The organism is Nitrosomonas sp. Is24 (assembly GCF_033063335.1).
In the GTDB taxonomy this organism is placed as follows: Bacteria; Pseudomonadota; Gammaproteobacteria; order Burkholderiales; family Nitrosomonadaceae; genus Nitrosomonas.
Genome location: NZ_JAWJZG010000001.1, coordinates 2,946,312 through 2,967,270, shown reverse-complemented (window position 1 = coordinate 2,967,270; position 20,959 = coordinate 2,946,312). Strand labels below are relative to the sequence as shown.

Below are 20,959 nucleotides of genomic sequence, written 5' to 3'. Positions count from 1 at the left end.
GTGAGAATTAGCACATTATAGATTGAAGTATGCGGGTTATAATCGGTTCGAATCAATTCCAAAATCTCATAAAGTTTATGATTTATAGCTGACTTGAGAATGTAGCACCGGAATTGGCGGGTTGTTTGAAGAATTTTTTAATTGAAAAATCGAGAGGTGGCCGATGTCAACTGTTGCACAACACTTACCTACAATTGGGCCGAACGGGGTTACGTTTGAAGAAGCGAATGGTTTTATTTTTTCTCACCTAGATCAGCCGCAAGTTATTTTTGATATCAGTCAGCAATATGGTGTTACGGTTTCAATGCTGGCAGAGATCTCAGGGCACTCAGCAGACGAAGTGATGGCATATTTTTCAAATGCGGCATTGGATGCAAAAGAACTTAATAAGGTAAGCTCGCTGATCAATTACGATTTAGGATCGTTGGCGCATTTTGTAGATTTTGATACTAATACCGGTGCTCTATCGATCGCTTCACTGCAAGCGATAGTGAAACCAAAATTTGGCGATACTCCGGATTACGATGATTTTTTTGCGCCTCTGTGGTCTTCTCATGTTGTTGATCATGTTTTTACTCCAGACGAGTTAGGTGTTACTCATCTGGGTAATATTCCCCATCCCGGGGAAGTATTTGAAAAGAACGAAGGTTTGGAGTCTGTTTTTTATGGCACGCTATTGAATATATTCAAAGCGTTCGATCAAACTGAATTAAATCAAATCGAGAGCTTTACACATACGGATACAAACGGTAATGAATTCCAGGCCTTGCTCGTTGAAGCTTTGAGCGACTCTCCTTCACCCAGTGTCTGGACTGATAAAGAGTTGTCAGATCATGTGACGGCTTACGCGGGGGAAATTATCGAGGATTATTGGAATGACCCTAGTGTCTCGGGTATTCTGGATCTGAGTTATGTGGCATTAGCCGTCGCTTAATTTTATGTTTCTTAAAAGCAATTTTAGCAGTATTTTTTATATTGATTCAGATCGTAAGTGTTGCGAAGAATAATCACTTGTCATCAATTGCTGAGGTAGATCAGGCACTGGATGACAGATCATTTTCGTGCTGCAAACACAACGACAGAAAGTGATGCGTTGGGCCGTCGGAAGGAAATTCTCTCAGAATATCGTAAAAATACTGACTGGCTTCGGTCCATTGTTTCAGTTGATAAGCATTTAAAGCTTTTGCAAAGATTTCGCATAGCCATAGCTGTTGCTTGCTGGCTGATTGCCGGTAGGCAATCAGCTCAAAAAGCTCAACGGATTGAGTTCTCCCCGGTAATTGAAAGCTTCCCAGAGGACGGACAAGAAAATCGTCCAATTCTTCGATTACATCGCTCGATAGCAGAATTCGCGTTTTTAAAATTTTATTAGTATTTTGAATCCTGTTTGCTGTATTGACGACATCTCCCGTGACGCGGTAAGTTCCATCGCTTTTGTTCAGTGACATATCACCAAAATGCAAGCCGATTCGGGTTGGCAGCGGCGGATTATGTAATTTGTTGAAACGCATAATGGCAGCATTAAGGTCAAGTGCTGCTTTGCAGGCACGAAGCTTCTCAGTGGAATTAGGCGTTTTCCTGATCGGCCGAAAAATCGCTGGTGTGCGTGGATTATCTGGTTTTTTAATCCATATGGAGAGGGATGAGTCGCCTGTGGTATCCATAACTCTGCCATGATGCTGATCAATTGCATCCCTCAATACAGTCCGGTAATTGGTCATCAATTTCTCAAGATCAGAGGGATTCATTGTTTCGGACAGTGTCGTGTAACCCGCGATATCGGTCGTTAGGCATGCACCCGAGAATTTCCCTGCCCGCCCTTCAATGATCTGATCAAGTTCTCGAGCCGGGCCGGATTTACCAATAAAGCCTTCTAGCTTAAGAATTTTTAATACCCAGGCGAGCATAAGCGCGACTAACACTAACAGGGCCGGAATAATGACCGGGAGCCATATCAGGGTATGTTTAAAGAAAGAGAATGCAATGAAAGTATAGATAAGGACGACGGAAAGACTCAGAGCGATGGTTTTGCGCGTCGACAGGATTTGAGTTGCCATGCCGATGGCAAACCCCAACAGAAATAAAATACTTAAATTACCGGCTAAAGACAAAGGTCTGACCGGTTTGTTTTCGAGCAAATTGGCGAAAGCCGTGGCGGCAATCTCGACGCCGCTGATATAAAGCCCATCCGGATTGGAAAATACCGTGGGGTAATCGTCCCGGACGATTTCTTGCTCGGACTGAGTAGCGCCGGAAAATCCAACGAAAACGACTTTATTTTTTAACGCGCCCTTTTCTAATTGCAGTGCTTGATCATACGAAATGGTCTTTATGCTGCGCGGCGGGCCGTAGAAATTCAAGTAACGGGTTTGATCGCCAGCGTACAGGTCGAGCAGCGATCTTAGCAGTTTCTTTTCTTCCGGTTTTAAATGGCGATCGCGATCCAAACCTTCTTTCATTTGAACAGCTAGCCGCGGATTGCCTGCGAATAGATTGCGCAGTGTCAGGATCAGATCCTCAATATCCGTTTCTTCGTTGATGCGAGCGGGTAATTGCGTGGCAAGTTCCGGTTCCGCTGAGCTGAGCAGCCGGGCAAAGTCTTCGTACAACGCCGCTGCATAGAGTTGTAATACCACAACCGGCACCGTAGCAATATCGCCGGCATGCGATTTGAAAGTCCAGTAATGATGAACTCGTTCCGCCTTCGGCAATGTGAAAGGCGCCCGGGCTTTTGCAGCTTCCCCGATGATTGGCAAGAGCTGAGTAGCGCCTTCTTGAATAAATGCTTGATAGGTAACGCCATCGAGCTGATTCAGCAATGCCGAATCCTGATAATCCAACCGCTCCACCAATAGGACATTACCGGCTCTTTTAATGGCATTGGCCAGCTCCTCATCCTGTTCCGGTATGTCGCTGGGCGTATCAAAAATAAGATCGAAGATGATAGTGTTGGCACCGACTGCCGCCAGCCGGTCAATTAATCGCGCGTGTATACTTCTCGGCCACAAGCGTGGCTTAACGTGCAGTTTGAGCTGCGCGGCGGATTGCTGATCAAGCGCAACGACGACCACCTCATCGGGTGCCTGGATTGCGCCGCGTAACAGAAACAATGCGTTCAAACCGAATCGTTCTTCCAACCATAAGCCAGCAGGTGACAAATAGAGGGTTACGCCGAGCAAACCGGTAAAAATGCCCAAAAAAAAGTATTTAAGCCATCTGCCCATAGTTGCTTTAACTAATTGAGGAAAGTATCAGAAATGATTGCTCATGCAGATTAGCATTTAGCGGTTATTTTGCAAGCATCCTAGCTTCGCTAGGATGCGGCGGGAATTTAAAAAGCGCCTCTAATCCCTGCGACAATGGCTCGCCCCGGCAATGGAGCAACATCTTTCAAGAAGGAAGTATGAACGCGCATATCGCTATCGAGCAAATTCCGGCCCTGCAGAAAAAGCGTATAGTTGACCGACTTGGTTAGTTTCATGTGATAGCTCATTTCGGCGTTCATCAAGGTATAACCTGGGGTTTCGCTTTCCAATACGGCGACGCGATCCTGTTGCGTGACACGAGTGAGGTTGAAATTGGCTTGCCAGGCATTTTTCTTGAAATCCAGATCAAAGCCGAAACGTTGCGGTGTTATGCGCGGGATGTTGCCGTTATTTTTCAATCTGCCATAAACCATATCGGTGAATAACCGCAAATTCAACGTATCCGGTATTACTGCAACGATGGCTTCGGCTTCCAGGCCATAGAATTTCGCCCGGGTTTGAGTGTAATCCTGTACCAGATAAGCGCCGTGATTATCCAGCATGCCCTCATCGTTGATTCTATCCGCTAACCCATCGTCATTGCTGTCACGGCTTTGCTGAAAAATATAATCGTTGACATGGTTATAGAACAAATTCACTTTGCCCGTAATCAGGCCGCTGGTTTTTTGCAGCGCGATATCGAAATTATTGGAGGTTTCTTTGCGCAAGTTTTGCGCGCCTTGCTCAAAAGTGTTGGTGGCCACATGGATACCGTTGGCATACAGCGCGACAGTATTCGGCGCGCGTTGTCCGCGCGTGGCCGTCAGATTGAGTTGATAACCATCCCTGAATTGCCAAGCACTTCCTGCGGAAATGCTGTACAAATTAAAGTCGCGCGATTGCAGCGATGCTGCTTGCGGGTTATGCAGGGTATGTTCAAAGCGTCCACCGGCTTCAAACTGCCAGCGTTGCCAATTGCGTTTTTCCAGCATAAATGCGCTGGCGGATTGAGTCAGGCTGGATGGCACGAAAGCTTCCTCGCCTTTTGCGGAAAAATTGCGGTTTTGTAATTGAATACCCATGACTCCTTGCCATTGGGCGATTGGCTTGTGGGCTAATTCGGCGCGTCCTTCCAGTTCGTTATTACTGAAACGGCTGCCAACCGCGCCGCTTTGTTCGAGTTCTTTGTGTTGATAATCGTTGTAATTGAAGCGCATCTTGAGCTGCCGGAATCCTTTCAGCGGATTATCCAGATCACCCGCCAGACCGTAGCGGGTCTGACCCATATCGATTTTTGCGCCTTCTGGGCCGGGAATACCGTAAAAATTCTCCAATCTTGAGATCGACATTCCCACAAAACCACGTTCGCCGACATACGAGCTGCCTACCGATAAATTGCTGGAATCGATCGCGCTGTTTCTGATCAAGCCGGTGCCGCTGTCCGGATCATTGGGATTCGCTAGTCCGGGGATATGCACATCGCTGGTTTTTCTTTTCACGCCTTCAAGATTCCAGGACATCCTACCCAAACTGCCGGATGCCATGAGGGCGCCATTGCGTTCTTCCAGCGCGGAATTGAAGCGCCCTTCAAAGTTTGCTTGCGGCTTTTTGAATAAGCGATCGGGTATGCGGTCGTTGATCACGTTCACCACGCCACCGGAAATACCGCTGCCATACATCAATGTCGATGGTCCACGTAATATCTCGATGCGCGATGCATTTAAGGTTTCGGTCGCGACGGCGTGATCCGGGCTGATGGTTGAGATATCGCCGGTGCCGATGCCATTTTCCAGTACCTGTACGCGCGGCCCATCCTGACCGCGGATAATCGGGCGGCCAGCGCCAGGACCGAAACTGCTAGAACTGACACCCAGCTCATGCGATAACGTATCGCCCAGATTGGTTTCCCTTTTCCGGCGCAGACGATCTCCTGACACAACCGTGTCCGGTTTGAATCCAGCCGATTCGGCCGAGCTGGAAACAGGCGCAGTAATCATCACACCGGGCAGCTCGACGTTTTTGCCGGCGGTTTGCCCGGAACTATGCAACGGGTGCAGCAAAAATATAAACAGCGTGATGGTTGCCAGTTTCGACAGCAAGTTTTTACGCTGCCATCGCGCGCTATTTGATGCATGATCAGAATAATCCATACAACTTTCCTAACCCTGATGGGTATTTGCCGTGCAACTGAGTTGCACCAATGGAACTGATCAATCGCAGGTAAGCAATGCAAATCAAAGCAATCGACCGATTGCTGATGATTAAGTCAAACCTGGATTAACAACCTGAGGAATCAGAACAGCTGGAATGGTGGCGCGCGCGAGCAGTAAGGAAGTGTGGTGCGATTGGAATGACGCCCCATGGCCCATAATGGCAACCGGCGATGATTTGCCGGGTTGCGCAGAAGCAAGCCCGAAGCGATCAGAATGAAGTTTAATGCAGTGAGTGCGACGCAATCGAAGCAGATTTCGTCAAGATCAACACTGGCATCAGCTTCGCTTCCGGCGGCATCAAGCACATCGGTTTGTGCATAATGCGTGAAAGCATGCGCCAGCAAGAAGACCGGCACAGCCAACAAAGCCAGCGTCAAAAATAGAAATAAGCTTTTGCGTAGCATGGTCAACAGCAGTTGGCGCAAAGGCCTTTGACGGTCAATTCAATTTCCTGGAACCGGTAACCGGCCGGTAGCGGCCAGTTTGCTTCTACCGGTAATTTATCCAGGCAGATCACTTGCGCGCAACCTGTGCATTTGAAGTGCGCATGTTGATGTGAATGCAATTCGCGATTGGCGTGATAACGCCACGCCCGGTCGTCGCTGGTTACTTTATGGATCAAATTTTTCTCGACCAGCCACTCTAGCGCGCGATATAAAGTCACCCGGTCCAATTGCAGCGCTTGTGGCAGGCGTTGTTCAATTTCGCGGTGGGTAATGGCCTGCTGCTCAGCCAGCAAAATGGCCAGAATTCCGGTTCTGCCCACAGTTGCCCGTCCGCCGTTGTGCCGGATCATGTCTTCTGCGGTATGATGAAACTGATTAAGCATACTTAAATAAATGCAACAATGTTGCGATTATTGTAACTAAGTGATTTTCATGGCGCAACAAGTTGTTCTTTTAATCCTGGATTACTTGGCGCTATCGGGAAGAATGTCGATTGTTCATTCCGGTGAAGTCTTACCAATACTGGAGAATTGATATGAAAAAATGGGGATGGGTTCTTCTGATCGCTGCCATGATGTCCGCCGGGGGGGTGCGAGCGGATGGGGATCATCATGCCGGTGCATTCGATGAGAAAAATCTGGGAAAAGTGACCTTCCCGGTTTCCTGTGCGCCAGCCGCGCAAGCACAGTTCAATCAAGCCGTCGCGATGTTGCATTCCTTTTGGTACGACGAAGCCGGAAAGACATTCCGCAAAGTGACCGTTACCGATCCGGCTTGCGCGATGGGTTATTGGGGCGTTGCGATGAGCCTGTATTACCAATTATGGGCTACAGCGCCGACTGCGGCAGAACTACAAACGGGGCGTGAAGCGTTGCGGCAGGCAAAAAAGCTGGCAATCAAGACAGAGCGTGAGAAAGCTTACCTTGAAGCTGTCAGTTCCTTGTATCCCGAAGATGAAAAAGTGGACCTCACTACCAGAAAGCTGATGTATCAGAAAGCGATGGAACAAGTCCTGAAACACAATCCGGATGACCGGGAGGCTGCGGTGTTCTACGCTTTGGCGCTGATTTCCACGGCATCGCCCAAAGACAAGACCTTCGCCAATCAGAAGAAAGCATTACATCTATTGCAGCAGGTGTTGGAACATGAGCCGGAGCACCCCGGCGTGGCGCATTACATCATTCACAGCAGCGATTACCCCGAGCTCGCCGGGCTTGGATTGAGTGCAGCGCGCGCTTATACGCACATTGCACCGGCGGTTCCGCACGCATTGCACATGCCTTCGCACATTTTTATCCGGCTCGGGCTATGGCATGACGCGGCGCAATCGAATCTGGCGGCCTATCATGCGGCAAAAGATCACGCGCGGAAAAATGCATTGCCCGGAACTTGGGATCAGCAGTTCCACTTCATGGATTACATGATGTACGCTTATCTGCAAAGTGGCGAGACGGAGAAAGCAAGGGAGATCCTGCGCGAACTGCAAGGCATCAAAAAAGCGCAGCCGGAAAATACCACCGTCGCCTATGCTTTTGCTGCGATTCCAGCGCGTTATGCGATAGAACGCGGCGAGTGGAGTGAAGCCGCAAAACTCGAGGTATTGCCAGCGGATTTTCCTTGGCAGCAATTTGGCTGGTGCGAGGCCATCACGCACTTTGCTCGTGGTTTAGGTGCCGCGCGCAGCGGAAAAATGGACATTGCCCACTACAGCCTGCGGCAGCTGAAGGTTTTACGCAATGCCGATCAAGCGGACAATAAAGACTACACCGCCAGTCAAATCGACATCCAACGCTTAGCGGTAGCTGCCTGGATTGCTTATGCGGAAGGTGAAACGGAAGAAGCGGTGAAACTCATGCGTGCTTCGGCGGACCTGGAAGATTCGACCGAAAAAGACAATGTCACGCCCGGCGCAATCATTCCGGCCAGAGAACTGCTCGGCGAATTATTGCTGGAATTGAAGCAACCCAGTGATGCGTTGAAGGAATTGGAAGCATCCTTGATACGCACGCCCAACCGGCGCAATGGTGTTTATCGTGCAGCACAGGCAGCAAGAGAAGCTGGGGATCAGTCCAAAGCAGAGCAATACCAGCAACAGTATCAGCAGTTGACCCTATCCAACCAGTCGCACAAATGAATAAGTAATTTTCTGGATTTAATTGGTCAAATCTGAAAATTGTTTATAATAAAAGACATGAAAGCATATCGCTACAAATGGCTATTGGTTTTTTTCATGCTGTGGCTCCCGTTGCAAGGCGCTGCAGCGGCTATTTTGTCAGTCTGCGTACAGGAAAAAAACTTCATCGCTACGCATGACAAATCAGCGATTGTCATCGACAATCACCATCATGATGGTTGCCATAAGCAAACGGACAATAGTACCAGTGAGCATGCCGGGCATGTCTTAGCCAGCTTGCCGTGCGACGATACTTCCTGTGATGCGTACAGTCATACGCCAGTGCTTCCGGGTGCTGCCGTATCCATGCCAGTTACCGATACTTCCACCATTGCTTCATTTGATTCCGGCTTTGTCTCGTTTGTGCCGGAACACCCGCAACGTCCTCCGGTAGTAATCTCCCTTTAGCACTTTTTGCCTGAGTGTCAGGTAAAAAGTGCAATTTCTTGCATGAGCTTTGTGCTTGCGCGAATGCTGCGCAAGCCATGAAATATTGACAATTATCGTCAATGTCTGCCCATCACCGGCGGAACCGGTGAGATTACCTGCTAGGAGGACAAGCATGTTCGTATCATTCATTCTTAACACTCGTCAGCAACAGCAAAACACCTTCAGGAGGCTGCGATGAACCGCATCATAGCTGTGATCATGATGGCGTTGCTTACTGCCACCATCGCAACTGCGGCCCAGGGGCAAGAAATGGTGGCCGGTAAAGCTGGAACAACCATGCTGAGCCGCGCTGTTCCAGCAGAAACGCTTACAACAACCAATGCTAGCCATGCGGTATTGTTGCCCGGCTTGATTGCGGAAGCGTTGGAGAACAATCCCGAGATTCAGGCCGCCTATCAAGAGCGCGAAGCAGCCCGGCAACGCATCGCACCGGCGGAGGCGCTGGACGATCCGATGCTCGAGGCGGGCGTGATCAATGCGCCTTTGGCGTCATCGCCGTTTAACCGCGAAGATATGACGATGAAAATGATCGGTCTTTCCCAGCGCTTGCCGTTTCCCGGTAAACGCGGTTTGCGCAAGGAAGTCGCCAGCAAGGATGCGGAAGCCATTGAGCAGGGCTACCATGAAACGGTTAACCGCGTCGTGCATGATCTGAAAACCGCCTACTTTGATCTTGGGCTTACGCTGGAAATGATCAAGGTGGTTGAAAAAAATAAGCAAACGCTGGAACATTTTCTGCGCATGGCCGATGCGCGTTATCAGGTGGGAGAGAGCAGTCAGGCCGATGTGCTGAAAGCGCAAACGCAGGTATCGAGAATGCTGGATAGGTTGTTGGGACTCGAGCGCGAGCAACCGGTATTCGAAGCCGAGCTCATCCGCGCACTGGGGCGTAGCACGCGCGGCGAGATTCCTGCACCGGTGTTGTTGCAAACTCACGAAACGCCTTTGCTGCTGGAAGCGCTGCAACAAGAAGCTTGGACGCAACGTCCGCAATTGCTGGCACTACAGAGTTTGATTGCACGCAATGAGAAATCCGCCGATCTGGCGCGCAAGGCGTACTACCCGGATTTCGATGTGCGTGTATCGTACGGTCAGCGCGATAACACGCTGGGAAGCATGCGGCGTGACGACATGGTCAGTATGACTGTGGCAGTCAACTTGCCGGTATGGCGCGGCAACAAAATCGAGCCGCGCATCATGGAATCGCAAGCCATGCGCGACCAGGCAATCAGTTTGTATCAGGCGCAGCGTAATGACATCGCGGCAAAACTGCGTCAGCAGATTGCGATGGCCGAACAGAGTATGAAATCGGTCAAACTCTATCAGACCGCGATTCTGCCGCAGGCAAAGCTAACCGTTGAATCCGCGCTGGCGGCCTACCAAGTAAACCGGGTTGATTTTCTGACCTTGCTGGATAATCAGATGACGGTATTCGACTATGAAACCAATCTGATTACCGCGATCGCGAATTACAACAAGGCGCTGGCAGAGATCGATTTTCTGATTGGCAAGAAGCAACACTAACGAATACCGATCATGGAGCTTTCTATGCAATCTATCGCTCAGAAAATCAGCGCTGCAATGGTGCTGACCGCCACATTGGCCGCAGGTTACTGGTGGGGAAAAACACAATCGTCGCCAGACGCCGGAATTGCCGCACCGCAAGCCGCTAACGGGGAACGGAAAGTGCTGTATTACCGCAACCCGATGGGGCTGCCCGATACCTCGCCGGTGCCGAAGAAAGATCCAATGGGCATGGATTATCTGCCGGTTTATGAAAATGAAGGCAAGGAACCGCCAGCGGAACAGAATGTGGTGACCATCAGCACGGAAAAGGTGCAGAAGCTCGGTGTGCGTACCGAAGCCGCGGAGATGCGTGAACTGATCCACACCGTGCGGGCGGTTGCGACGATTCAAACCGATGAGCGCAAGCAATACACCTTCGTGACCAAGTTTGAGGGTTGGATACACCGGTTGTATGTCAATACCACCGGGCAAGCGGTTAAGAAAGGCGAAGCCCTGATGGAGGTCTACAGTCCTGAACTGATTACCGCACAGCAGGAGTATCTGATCGCGATCAGAGGGTTGCAGTCCGTCGTGAATGGCGATGCGGCTGTGCGTGCCGCGATGCAGCGGCTGGTCGATGGCGCATTGCAGAAGCTGCGTAATTGGAATATTGCCGAAGCCGAGTTACGGCGGCTGCAGCAAACCGGCGAAGTGCAGCAGTACATGACGCTACGTTCACCAGCCGATGGCGTGGTAATGGAAAAGCAAGCGGTCTTGGGACAGCGTTTTATGCCGGGAGAAATGTTGTACCAATTCGCCGATTTGTCGAGCGTGTGGATATTGGCGGATGTATTTGAACAGGACCTGGGTATGATTCATCCCGGCCAATGGGTGACTGTCCGGGTGGATGCCTATCCCGATAAGATCTTCAACGCCGAAGTGGCTTTCATCTATCCGGCGGTAACGCCGGAAACGCGCACCGCGAGCGTGCGCATCGTGCTGCCGAATCCCGATCGTTTATTGAAACCCGCCATGTATGCACGAGTCGAGTTCGCGTCGTTTCACAGCAAGCATAAAGTGCTGACCGTCGCGGATTCCGCCGTGCTGGATACGGGCACCCGGCGGATGGTATTGGTCGATTTGGGTTCGGGCCGGTTTGAGCCGCGCACGGTCAAGCTCGGCATGCATGCCGATGGTTATGCCGAGGTGCTGGGCGGGCTTCGGGCCGGTGAAAACGTGGTCGTTAAGGCGAATTTCCTGATCGATGCGGAGAGCAACTTCAAAAGCGCGCTCGATAGTTTCGGCCACAACACCTATTACCCGGTTGACAAGCAGGAAGTCGAATCCAGTTCGGCTGTTCTGTCACCTTCTCAAGTGCAATACCGCGGTGAAGGACGCATCGACGCGATTGATTTCGCGCATGCCACGATGACACTCGCACACGGCCCGATCGAAAGCCTGAAGTGGCCTGCGATGACGATGGATTTCCGCGTCCTGGAAGCGGCATTGCTGCAATCGTTCAAGCCGGGGCAGAAAGTTATCTTTGAGATCGCCGAAGAACCGGACGGTGAATTTGTCATTGTACGTATCCAGCCTGCGGATACCTTTCACGATCACTAAGGGAACACCATGATGCTGAAAAAAGTCATTGAATGGTCGATCCGCAATGTTTTCCTGGTGTTGCTGAGCACCGTGTTTATCGCCGGGTGGGGACTCTACGCGTTATGGAAAATGCCGGTCGACGCGATTCCCGATCTGTCCGACGTGCAGGTCATCATCTACACGGAATATCCGGGTCAAGCGCCGCAGGTTGTCGAAGATCAAGTCACCTATCCGCTCACCACGGCCATGCTGGCCGTGCCGCGCGCAAAAGTGGTGCGCGGCTTGTCTGCATTCGGGGTTTCTTTCATCTATGTCATTTTTGAAGACGGTACCGATATTTACTGGGCGCGCTCGCGCGTGCTGGAATATCTGAATTTTGCCGCCAACCAGTTGCCCCGGGATGTACGCCCTGCACTTGGCCCGGATGCCACCGGCGTCGGCTGGATTTATCAGTATGTTGTGACGGCCAAGGAGCGCACCCTGGATGAATTGCGCGCTGTTCAAGATTGGTTCCTGCGCTATCAATTAACCACCGTGTCCGGCGTTTCGGAAGTCGCCAGCGTCGGCGGATTTGTCAAAACCTACCAAATCACGGTCGACCCGCGCCGCCTGCAAGCGTATGACATTCCATTGAAACGTATCACCGAAGTGATCGCCGCGAGTAACCGCGACGTGGGCGGACGTGTCATCGAATTGGCGGAAACGGAATACATGGTGCGTGGCCGCGGTTACCTGCGCAACAGCAGCGATCTGGAGAATCTGGTAGTCAGGGCGCATATCGGTAAGCCCGTGCTGCTGCGCGATGTCGCCAGGGTGGAACTGGTTCCCGGTGAACGGCGCGGCATCACCGAACTCAACGGCGAAGGCGAGGCGGTTTCCGGCATTGCGGTGGCGCGCTACGGCGAAAATGCGCTGGATGTGATTCACGATCTCGAAGCGAAAATCGATCAGATCGAATCCGGTCTGCCGCAGGGTGTGTCGGTTGAGTCGGTGTACAACCGCTCCGAACTGATTCATCGTGCCATTGCGACGCTGCGAGAAGTGTTTATCGAGCAAATTGCGATTGTGGCGTTGGTGTGCGCGGTATTTCTGATGCACGCGCGCAGCGCGCTGGTGGCGATCATTATGCTGCCGGTTGGCGTGCTGATCGCATTCATTGCCATGGCGCAGCTGGGCATCAATTCCAATATCATGAGCCTGGCCGGTATTGCGCTGGCGATTGCGGAAATGACCGATGCCGCCATCGTCATGGTGGAAAATGCGCACAAACACTTGGCGCGTGCCGGGCCGGGCGAGTCGCGTATCGATGCTGTCATCGCGGCGTGCCAGGAGGTCGGCCCGTCGTTATTCTTCAGCTTGCTGATCATCACCGTTTCTTTCTTGCCGGTATTCGCGCTGGAAGCGCAGGAAGGGCGCATGTTCCAGCCGCTCGCTTACACCAAAACGTTTGCCATGGCCGGTGCGGCCATTTTGTCCATCACCCTGGTTCCGGTACTGATCCTGCTGCTGATCCGTGGCCGGATACCGCGCGAAGAAGATAATCCGCTGGGCCGCTGGATGATTCGCGGGTACCAGCCGGTTGTGGCCGGGGTGATGCGCTGGAAAAAATCCATATTAGTGATCGCACTGGGCGTGCTGGCAGCTACGGTGTATCCGGCAATGCGGTTAGGCACTGAATTCATGCCAACATTAAACGAAGGTACGCTGTTATACATGCCTGTCACCTTACCGGGGATTTCGGTAACCAAAGCGGCGGAAACGATGCAAACGCAAAACAAAATCATCATGAATTTTCCCGAAGTCGCCTCGGTGTTCGGTAAAGCCGGGCGCGCCGATACCGCCACCGATCCGGCGCCGCTGGAAATGACTGAAACGATCATTAACCTGAAGCCGGAAAACGCATGGCGGCCCGGTATGACCATCGATAAATTAATCGCCGAGCTGGATCAAGCACTGCAAATTCCCGGTGTCGCGAACGCTTGGACCATGCCGATCAAAAACCGCATCGATATGCTGGCCACCGGCATCCGCACCCCGGTCGGCGTTAAAGTTTTTGGCAATAATCTGAAAGAAATCGAGGCCATCGCGAAGCAGATCGAGGCCGTGGTGAAAGCCGTGCCCGGCACCGCCAGTGCTTATGCGGAGCGGATTACCGGCGGCTATTATCTAGACATCGAACCGGACCGGATGGCGCTGGCGCGTTACGGCCTGACGGTTGGCGACTTGCTCGACGTCGTCTCCGTTGCCATGGGTAGCGAAGTCATTACCACCACGGTGGAAGGCCGTGAACGTTTCGATGTCGCAATCCGCTACCCGCGCGAATTGCGCAGCGACCCGCAGGCCATTGCCACGCAAGTGCTAGTACCAGCTCAGGGCGGCACGATGATTCCATTGGGGCAATTGGCGCAAGTCAAGCTGGTGCAAGGGCCGCCCAGCATCCGCACCGAAAATGCGCTGCTGTCCGCCTACATCTTCGTCGACATCCGCGACCGCGATATCGGCGGCTATATCGCCGATGCGCAACAGGCCGTGCGCGAGCAAGTGCAATTTCCGCCGGGTTACTATGCCACCTGGAGCGGTCAGTTTGAATACATGCAGCGCGCCACCGAGAAACTAAAAATCGTCATCCCGCTGACCATTTTGATGGTGTTCTTGCTGGTGTATTTGAATTTTGGCCGCCTGACCGAAACGCTGATCGTCATGCTGTCGATACCGTTCTCGCTGGTCGGCGGTATCTGGCTGATGTACTGGCTGGATTACAACCTGAGCATCGCCGCGGTAGTCGGCTTCATCGGCCTGATCGGCATCGCCGCCGAATCCGGCATGGTGATGCTGGCGTTCATCGACCAATCGTTGACCACGATCACCCGGCAACGCAAAGCGATGGCCGAGCAGGTGGCGCTAACGGATTTGTACGACGCCGTGGTGCAAGGTGCAGTGTACCGTATCCGCCCCGTCATGATGACCATCGCCGGTAGCGTGGTCGGCTTGCTACCCGTCATGCTTAGCACCGGCACCGGCTCCGAAGTCATGCGCCGCATCGCCGCCCCGATGGTCGGCGGCATGGTCTCAGCGGCGATCCTGACACTGATTATTTTTCCGGCGGTGTATGCGGTGGTGAAGGGGATGTCGCTGCAACGAGCATAAAAAGAGAAAAAGCATGAGGCTTGCAACCAGTTAAAGGCTTTTGCTTGAGGAAGTTTGATCTGCATCAGTATATGGTGTCTTGGCGTATACGACGATAGCAACACGTTCCACAAATAAATGATTCTTTTGTTAGAAAATTAAGTGTTTTCCTTATTGATGGTGTAATCAAGCAGGACTACATTGATAAAACAATCCAATTTGTTTGGATTTCTTGATTTCTTGCAATGTGAAACACCATAACACCGCGGAAATAATCACATGAGGACAATAATCGTGAGCACTCAACTCGTAAAATTCAAAAGAGTCGCAATCTTTCTCGCAACAATTTCCACCGCGTCAATTTCTGCAATGGCTTATGCCGACTGGTCAATAAAAGGACTGGGTACTTTGGAAGGAAGGCCTACTATACCTACCGACATTAATGATTCCGGGCAAGTAACCGGGTATTCTTTCTTATCCAATATAGTCGTGCCTTTTCATGCGTTTGTGACTGGTCCTGATGGTATAGGCATAACTGATCTGGGAACTTTGAAAGGAGAAGAAACCTCAGGCCGCGCTATCAATGGTTCCGGGCAAGTGACGGGGTATGATGACTTAGGCCACGGTTTCATCACGGGCCCCATCGGTATGGGCTTGACTGAGCTGGGCACCTTAGATGGAGCCGTTTATACCTTTGCCGATGACATCAATAACTCCGGGCGAGTGGTGGGAACATCTCACATTCTTTCACATTCAGGTCATTTCGGTGATACCGTCACTCGTGCATTTATCACGGGTCCTAATGGCATAGGCATAACTGATTTGGGTACCTTGGGTGGAGACAGTAGCGGTGCTGTCGGCATCAATGATTCAGGGCAAGTGGCGGGAGTATCTTACATTGCAGGTGACGGCTTTACCAAACATGCATTTATCACGGGTCCTAACGGTATAGGCATGACCGATTTGGGTGCACTTGGAAGTGGGGGCAGTAGCGGTGTGGCAGATATCAATAATTTCGGGCAGCTGGTGGGACAATCTGACTTTGCAGGCACTCCTTTTACCCATAGTTTTATCACGGGTCCTAACGGTATAGGTATGACGGACTTAGGCACCTTAGGTGGGGGCTGGAGCTGGGCTTCCAGCATCAACGATTCCGGAGAGGTTGTGGGACTAGCTGAGACTGCTGATGGGGGATTTCATTCTTTTATTTTCAGTCACGGCGGAATGACGGATCTTTCGTTACTGGCTCCAGTCGTTGCAGCTGGTTGGACAAATCTTGTTGTTAGTAGCATCAACAATAATGGACAGATGGTTGGGCATGGTTTTCACAATAGCAGTGACGAAGGGTTTTTATTGTCATATACCCCTGATACCGTATTTGACCCTAAACCAATTTATATCCCGCCAGTACCCGAGCCAGAAACTTACCTGATGTTACTGGGCGGGTTAGGTTTAATTGGGTATTTGGCGCGGCGTAGAAAGGGAATGGTCATTTAATTCAAACTTAGATTTAATCTCTGCGGATTCAATTCTCCGGCCCTTGGGGTGAAAACCAGCGGATTGAAGAGTGGTCATACTCCGCTGCTTGCGGCCGGGTGCTTCACTGATTTTATTGAAAATTAAGTGTTTTCCTTATTGATGGTGAAATCAACCCGGACTACACTGAAAGGCTAATCCAATTTGTTTGGATTTCTTGATTTCTTGCAATGTGAAACACCATAACACCGCGGAAATAATCACATGAGGATAATAATCATGAACATTCAATTCGCTAAACTCAAAAACGTTGCAATCTTTCTTACAGCAATTTCTACCGCATCGATCCCTTCAATGACGTATGCCGACTGGTCAATTATGGGGTTTGGCACTTTTGGTGGAGGTCGTAGTGTAGCTTCTGGTATCAATGATTCCGGGCAAGTAGTTGGGTATTATTTCAATGTAAGTGATAACTTTTATCACGGTTTTATTACTGGTCCTAATGGTATGAGCATAACAGACTTGGGTACCTTGGGTGGAACATACAGTTTTGCTTATGGCATCAACAATTCTGGGCAAGTGGTGGGATTATCACCTATTAGTGATACTTCCCCTGTTCACGCTTTTATCACGAGTCCTAATGGTATAGGCATGACTGATCTGGGTACCTTGGGTGGAAGCTATAGCGGTGCTTATGACATCAATGATTCCGGACAAGTGGTAGGATTTTCTTTCACTGCAAGTAGCTCCAGCCAAGCTTTTATCACGGGTCCTAATGGCATAGGCATGACGGGCCTAGGTACCTTGGGTGGGGGACAGAGCATAGCTACAGGCATCAACAGTTCTGGAGAAGTGGTAGGGAACTCTTTTAACCTACACGATATTGCCCGCGCTTTTATCACGGGTCCTAATGGTAAAGGCATGACTGACCTAGGAACCTTGGGTGGGGAGCAAAGCAGAGCCTTTGACATAAACGATTCCGGGCAAGTAGTCGGATATTCTTACACTGTAGGTGATAATTTCTTTAATCACGCTTTTATCACGGGCTCTAATGGTATCGGTATGACTGATTTGGGTACCTTGGGAGGGGAACAAAGCAGAGCCTCTGGCATCAACGATTTCGGAGAGGTTGTGGGGGTTGCTAGCACTGCTACGGGGGAAGCTCATTCTTTTATCTTTAGTCACGGCGGAATAACTGATCTTTCGTTATTGGCGCCTGTCATCGCAGCGGGGTGGACTGAGCTTGATGCTGTCAGCATCAACAATAATGGACAAATCATTGGGGCTGGCAATCACAATGGAAATGAAGAAGTGTTTCTATTATCGTATACTCCTGATACCGTATTTGACCCTAAACCAATCTATATTCCGCCAGTACCCGAACCAGAAACCTACCTGATGTTGCTGGGCGGGTTAGGTTTGATTGGGTATTTTGCGCGGCGTAGGAAGGAAATCGCCATTTAATTCAGGCTTAAATTTAATCTGAAATGGGGACTTGACTCTTATTTTTTGAGTGCTTTCCGTTGCGCAATTGCCTGAAAGACGGCTCGGTGTGGGATTTGCGTCACCCTGTGTAGCTGACCTTAACATTTCCGTCGTGCTGCCTGCAATCCTGGATTCCCGCTTGCGCGGGAATGACGATGTGAATCGCGCAGCGATTATTTTGAGGCAGATTGCAATGACAAGATTTGTCCCGTTTCTGCCGTCATTTTTCAATCGGTTATCCCAGTGTTTGACAACCTAGGCGGCTTTCAGTACATTCAACGCGCATGGAATAGGTGATTTATCTTTCCTCAGCCCTTTCTTCCAAACTAAGCATCATTCACTGGTTCTTCAATATGTCTGCATCGGATTACAAACAATACACCTGCAATCTTTGTGGTAAAGAGTCTATGGTAGTGCCAGATTTTCACCGCGAGGGGGGAGCGTGCCAACACTGTGGATCGATTGTCCGTTTTCGTGCATTGATGTTTGCACTGTCACACCATTTTTATGGCAAACCAGTTCCGCTTGCTAATTTTTCACCTGACCGGAACCAAAAAGCGCTGGGGTTGAGTGATGCGCCGCATTATGCGGATAAACTTAATAATCTATTTGACTACACAAATTATTTTTACCACGCGGAACCATTTTTAGACATTTGCAATATAGAAAATATGGCAGTAGGTAGTTACGACTTACTGATTAGCTCCGATGTTTATGAACATGTTTCGCCACCCCGTCATGTCGCGTTTGTTAATAGTTGGCATTTGTTGAAACCGGACGGATTGATGTTGTTGACAGTCCCTTATACGATGTTGCCAAAAACGGTTGAACATTTCCCGCATTTGAATCAGTTTGGAATTGTCCGGGATCAGCAAGGTATGCTGTTGGTTAATCAACGCAAAGATCAGAGCATAGAGGTATATGACCGGTTAACCTGGCATGGGGGAGAAGGTTCGACACTTGAAATGCGAGTCTATGCAGAGGCGGATTTATTGCAAATTATTGCAGATGCTGGTTTTAAGAATATTAAAGTTTGGTGTGACGATTATCCGGAATTTGGGATTTTGCAGGCACAGCAAGGTGGCAGTTTCGTAATCAGTGCGGCTAAGGATGGTAACTGTATACCGGTTGCTGTCACACAACATGATCCTTATATCGATAATATTTATCCTGAAGATGCCGAGGTTGATCATTTTCTGGTTAACCGGCCGATTCGTATCACCGGTGAGCGAGCCAAGAAAGCCATTGCGCAATGGAAAGATGAGAAAGCCGTCAAAACAGCTTCACCATTTTCCAGAATAAGGCAATATTTGCATAAAATGTTTAGCTAGGATGAAGTGACATAAGGAACTTCAGCATTCCCGTCATGCCGCGTGCAATCATGGATTCCCGCCTGTGCGGGAATGACGATGCACAAACACCCCGAGATCAAACCTTACCATTGACATAACGTCTCCCAAAAATCTCGAACCGCAACACTCAAGACACTGCCCGCTTGTACCCCAGTGCTTCAACAATCTTGGCAATGGAGATTTCCGGTATTTTTCCAGATACGCCGGATACCATGATGACTTATGATTCCGGGAATTTAACTTACACTAAGCACAAAAAATAATGCACCTGCAGCATATTGCACTGGCTATCGCGGTGGCGGTGATCTGGGGATTCAATTTCGTCATGATCAAGGCCGGGCTTGAGGAGTTGCCGCCGATTCTGCTGTGCGCGTTGCGGTTCTTTTTTGCGGCGTTTCCGGCGGTCTTCTTCATCCGGCGGCCTAACATCGCTTTCCGGCAAGTGGCAGCTTTCGGGTTTGTCATGTTCGCGTTGCAATTCACTTTGCTATTTTTTGGCATGGCTGCTGGAACAACAGCAGGTCTCGCTTCGTTGCTGTTGCAAGTTCAGGTGTTTTTTACCATCTTGCTGGCCGTCATGTTTTTGCATGAAAAGCCGTCCGGCTGGCAGATCGCCGGGGCGATTATTGCATTCTCCGGTATCGGGCTTGTCGCCGCCAATCTGGGCGGCGATATTTCGGCGCTGGGCATGGGGTTGATCATTGCAGCAGCGGCTTCGTGGAGTGCGGGCAATCTGATTTCCAAACGGCTTGGTAAGATTGATATGCTGGCGCTGGTCGTTTGGGGAAGTTTCGTTGCATGGCCGCCGCTTTTGCTGGTGTCATTCATCTTTGAACAAAACTTCTGGGATCTCGAAAGTTTATCCGGGCTCACGTGGCGCTCTGCCGCCGCCATTGGCTATAATGCCTACCCGGTTACCCTGCTGGGCTTTGCGGCGTGGAACTGGTTAATGAGTCATTATCCGGCGGCGACAGTGGCGCCATTTTCACTCCTTGTGCCGGTGTTTGGGTTTGCGAGTTCCGCATGGGTGTTGAACGAACCCATCCATCCGTGGAAAATCGGTGCCGCCACTTTAATTATTGCGGGTCTTTGTATAAATTTGCTGACAACCCGCCTCGCCGCACGCAACTACCGGAGTTAATCTGATTTTATGGACAAACGGCCCACTTTCATCCCGGCGTTCCATTTTCACTGGCTGACGCGTTACTACGATCCTATGATGCGGTGGCTCTTTCCCGAATCGGGAATCAAGGCGGCATTGATTGCGCAAGCCAAAGTGCAGTCCGGGCAGACAGTTTTGGATATAGGTTGCGGTACCGGAACGTTGACGCTACTGATCAAACAAACTGAACCGGGTGCGACAGTTCATGCACTGGATATGGATTTGCAGGCTTTGAACATCGCGCGCGAGAAGATCGAGAAAGCGGGGCAAAACGTCACCCTGCAACAAGGTTCAGCAACCTGCCTGCCTTATCCGAACGAGAGTTTTGATCGTGTATTCGCTAGTTTGATGCTGCATCATCTGACGAGAGAAGATAAGCAGCAAGCGCTCCGGGAAGCATTTCGTGTTCTGAAACCCGGCGGCGAACTGCATGTGGCGGATTTTGGCGCGCCGCATGATACCGGTATGAGGTTGATCTCTTGGTTCGTGCGCTGGTTTGAAGAGATTCACGATCATATGCTGGGTCTGCTGCCGGTTTTTATGGCGGATGCGGGATTTGATCCAGTGCGGGAGGTTGCGTTTTACCGAACCTTGGTAGGTCCCATCTCCTTATACTTTGCCAGCAAACCCGCAAGTAACGATGTAGCGAGGATGGGAGTCATATGATTCTTGTAATCAAGTATCCATGATGGTTTTGCTTTTCAATTTATCCGGTTTTGATTG

The 20,959-nt window shown here is 50.5% G+C and carries 15 protein-coding genes; 11 read left to right on the top strand and 4 right to left on the bottom strand.

Annotated features, from left to right (window positions below):
- The first annotated feature begins 163 nt into the window (after window positions 1–163).
- The gene (locus tag R2103_RS13585; protein WP_317531905.1) at window positions 164–934 is read left to right on the top strand and encodes a hypothetical protein; all 771 of its coding nucleotides are present in this window, start codon (window positions 164–166) and stop codon (window positions 932–934) included.
- A 100-nt stretch (window positions 935–1,034) separates the two neighbouring features.
- Here the strand turns inward: R2103_RS13585 and R2103_RS13580 are convergent, their stop codons facing one another.
- The 4 genes from R2103_RS13580 to R2103_RS13565 all read right to left on the bottom strand — a co-directional run bounded on the left by R2103_RS13580 (window position 1,035) and on the right by R2103_RS13565 (window position 6,287).
- Window positions 1,035–3,224 carry an adenylate/guanylate cyclase domain-containing protein gene (locus tag R2103_RS13580; RefSeq protein WP_317531904.1) on the bottom strand — a complete coding sequence of 730 codons (2,190 nt, stop codon included), beginning with the start codon at window positions 3,222–3,224 and terminating at the stop codon, window positions 1,035–1,037.
- Between the two features lie 107 nt (window positions 3,225–3,331).
- Window positions 3,332–5,395: a TonB-dependent receptor gene (locus tag R2103_RS13575; protein WP_317531903.1), complete on the bottom strand. Its 2,064-nt coding sequence runs from the start codon at window positions 5,393–5,395 to the stop codon at window positions 3,332–3,334.
- A gap of 143 nt (window positions 5,396–5,538) precedes the next feature.
- Complete coding sequence (locus R2103_RS13570; protein ID WP_317531902.1) at window positions 5,539–5,862, bottom strand: hypothetical protein; 324 nt, start codon at window positions 5,860–5,862, stop codon at window positions 5,539–5,541.
- 2 nt (window positions 5,863–5,864) lie between these two features.
- Window positions 5,865–6,287: a Fur family transcriptional regulator gene (locus R2103_RS13565; RefSeq protein WP_317531901.1), complete on the bottom strand. Its 423-nt coding sequence runs from the start codon at window positions 6,285–6,287 to the stop codon at window positions 5,865–5,867.
- A 152-nt stretch (window positions 6,288–6,439) separates the two neighbouring features.
- Between R2103_RS13565 and R2103_RS13560 the strand changes: the two genes are divergently transcribed.
- The 10 genes from R2103_RS13560 (at window position 6,440) to R2103_RS13515 (ending at window position 20,902) form a co-directional block, all read left to right on the top strand.
- Complete coding sequence (locus R2103_RS13560) at window positions 6,440–8,038, top strand: hypothetical protein (protein ID WP_317531900.1); 1,599 nt, start codon at window positions 6,440–6,442, stop codon at window positions 8,036–8,038.
- Between the two features lie 96 nt (window positions 8,039–8,134).
- Window positions 8,135–8,485 carry a hypothetical protein gene (locus R2103_RS13555; RefSeq protein WP_317531899.1) on the top strand — a complete coding sequence of 117 codons (351 nt, stop codon included), beginning with the start codon at window positions 8,135–8,137 and terminating at the stop codon, window positions 8,483–8,485.
- A gap of 216 nt (window positions 8,486–8,701) precedes the next feature.
- Entirely contained in the window at window positions 8,702–10,051 is a 1,350-nt protein-coding gene (locus R2103_RS13550) for a TolC family protein (RefSeq protein ID WP_317531898.1), read from the top strand.
- Window positions 10,052–10,075: 24 nt separating this feature from the next.
- Window positions 10,076–11,653 carry an efflux RND transporter periplasmic adaptor subunit gene (locus R2103_RS13545; protein WP_317531897.1) on the top strand — a complete coding sequence of 526 codons (1,578 nt, stop codon included), beginning with the start codon at window positions 10,076–10,078 and terminating at the stop codon, window positions 11,651–11,653.
- Window positions 11,654–11,665: 12 nt separating this feature from the next.
- Entirely contained in the window at window positions 11,666–14,782 is a 3,117-nt protein-coding gene (locus R2103_RS13540) for a CusA/CzcA family heavy metal efflux RND transporter (RefSeq protein ID WP_317532105.1), read from the top strand.
- 273 nt (window positions 14,783–15,055) lie between these two features.
- The gene (locus R2103_RS13535) at window positions 15,056–16,258 is read left to right on the top strand and encodes a PEP-CTERM sorting domain-containing protein (RefSeq protein WP_317531896.1); all 1,203 of its coding nucleotides are present in this window, start codon (window positions 15,056–15,058) and stop codon (window positions 16,256–16,258) included.
- A 258-nt stretch (window positions 16,259–16,516) separates the two neighbouring features.
- Window positions 16,517–17,701, top strand: coding sequence for a PEP-CTERM sorting domain-containing protein (locus R2103_RS13530; protein WP_317531895.1), 1,185 nt, complete (start codon window positions 16,517–16,519; stop codon window positions 17,699–17,701).
- A gap of 314 nt (window positions 17,702–18,015) precedes the next feature.
- On the top strand, window positions 18,016–19,053 hold the full coding sequence (locus R2103_RS13525) for a class I SAM-dependent methyltransferase (RefSeq protein ID WP_317531894.1): 1,038 nt from the start codon (window positions 18,016–18,018) through the stop codon (window positions 19,051–19,053).
- A 283-nt stretch (window positions 19,054–19,336) separates the two neighbouring features.
- On the top strand, window positions 19,337–20,215 hold the full coding sequence (locus R2103_RS13520; RefSeq protein WP_317531893.1) for an EamA family transporter: 879 nt from the start codon (window positions 19,337–19,339) through the stop codon (window positions 20,213–20,215).
- Between the two features lie 9 nt (window positions 20,216–20,224).
- The gene (locus R2103_RS13515; protein WP_317531892.1) at window positions 20,225–20,902 is read left to right on the top strand and encodes a class I SAM-dependent methyltransferase; all 678 of its coding nucleotides are present in this window, start codon (window positions 20,225–20,227) and stop codon (window positions 20,900–20,902) included.
- The last annotated feature ends 57 nt before the right edge of the window (window positions 20,903–20,959 follow it).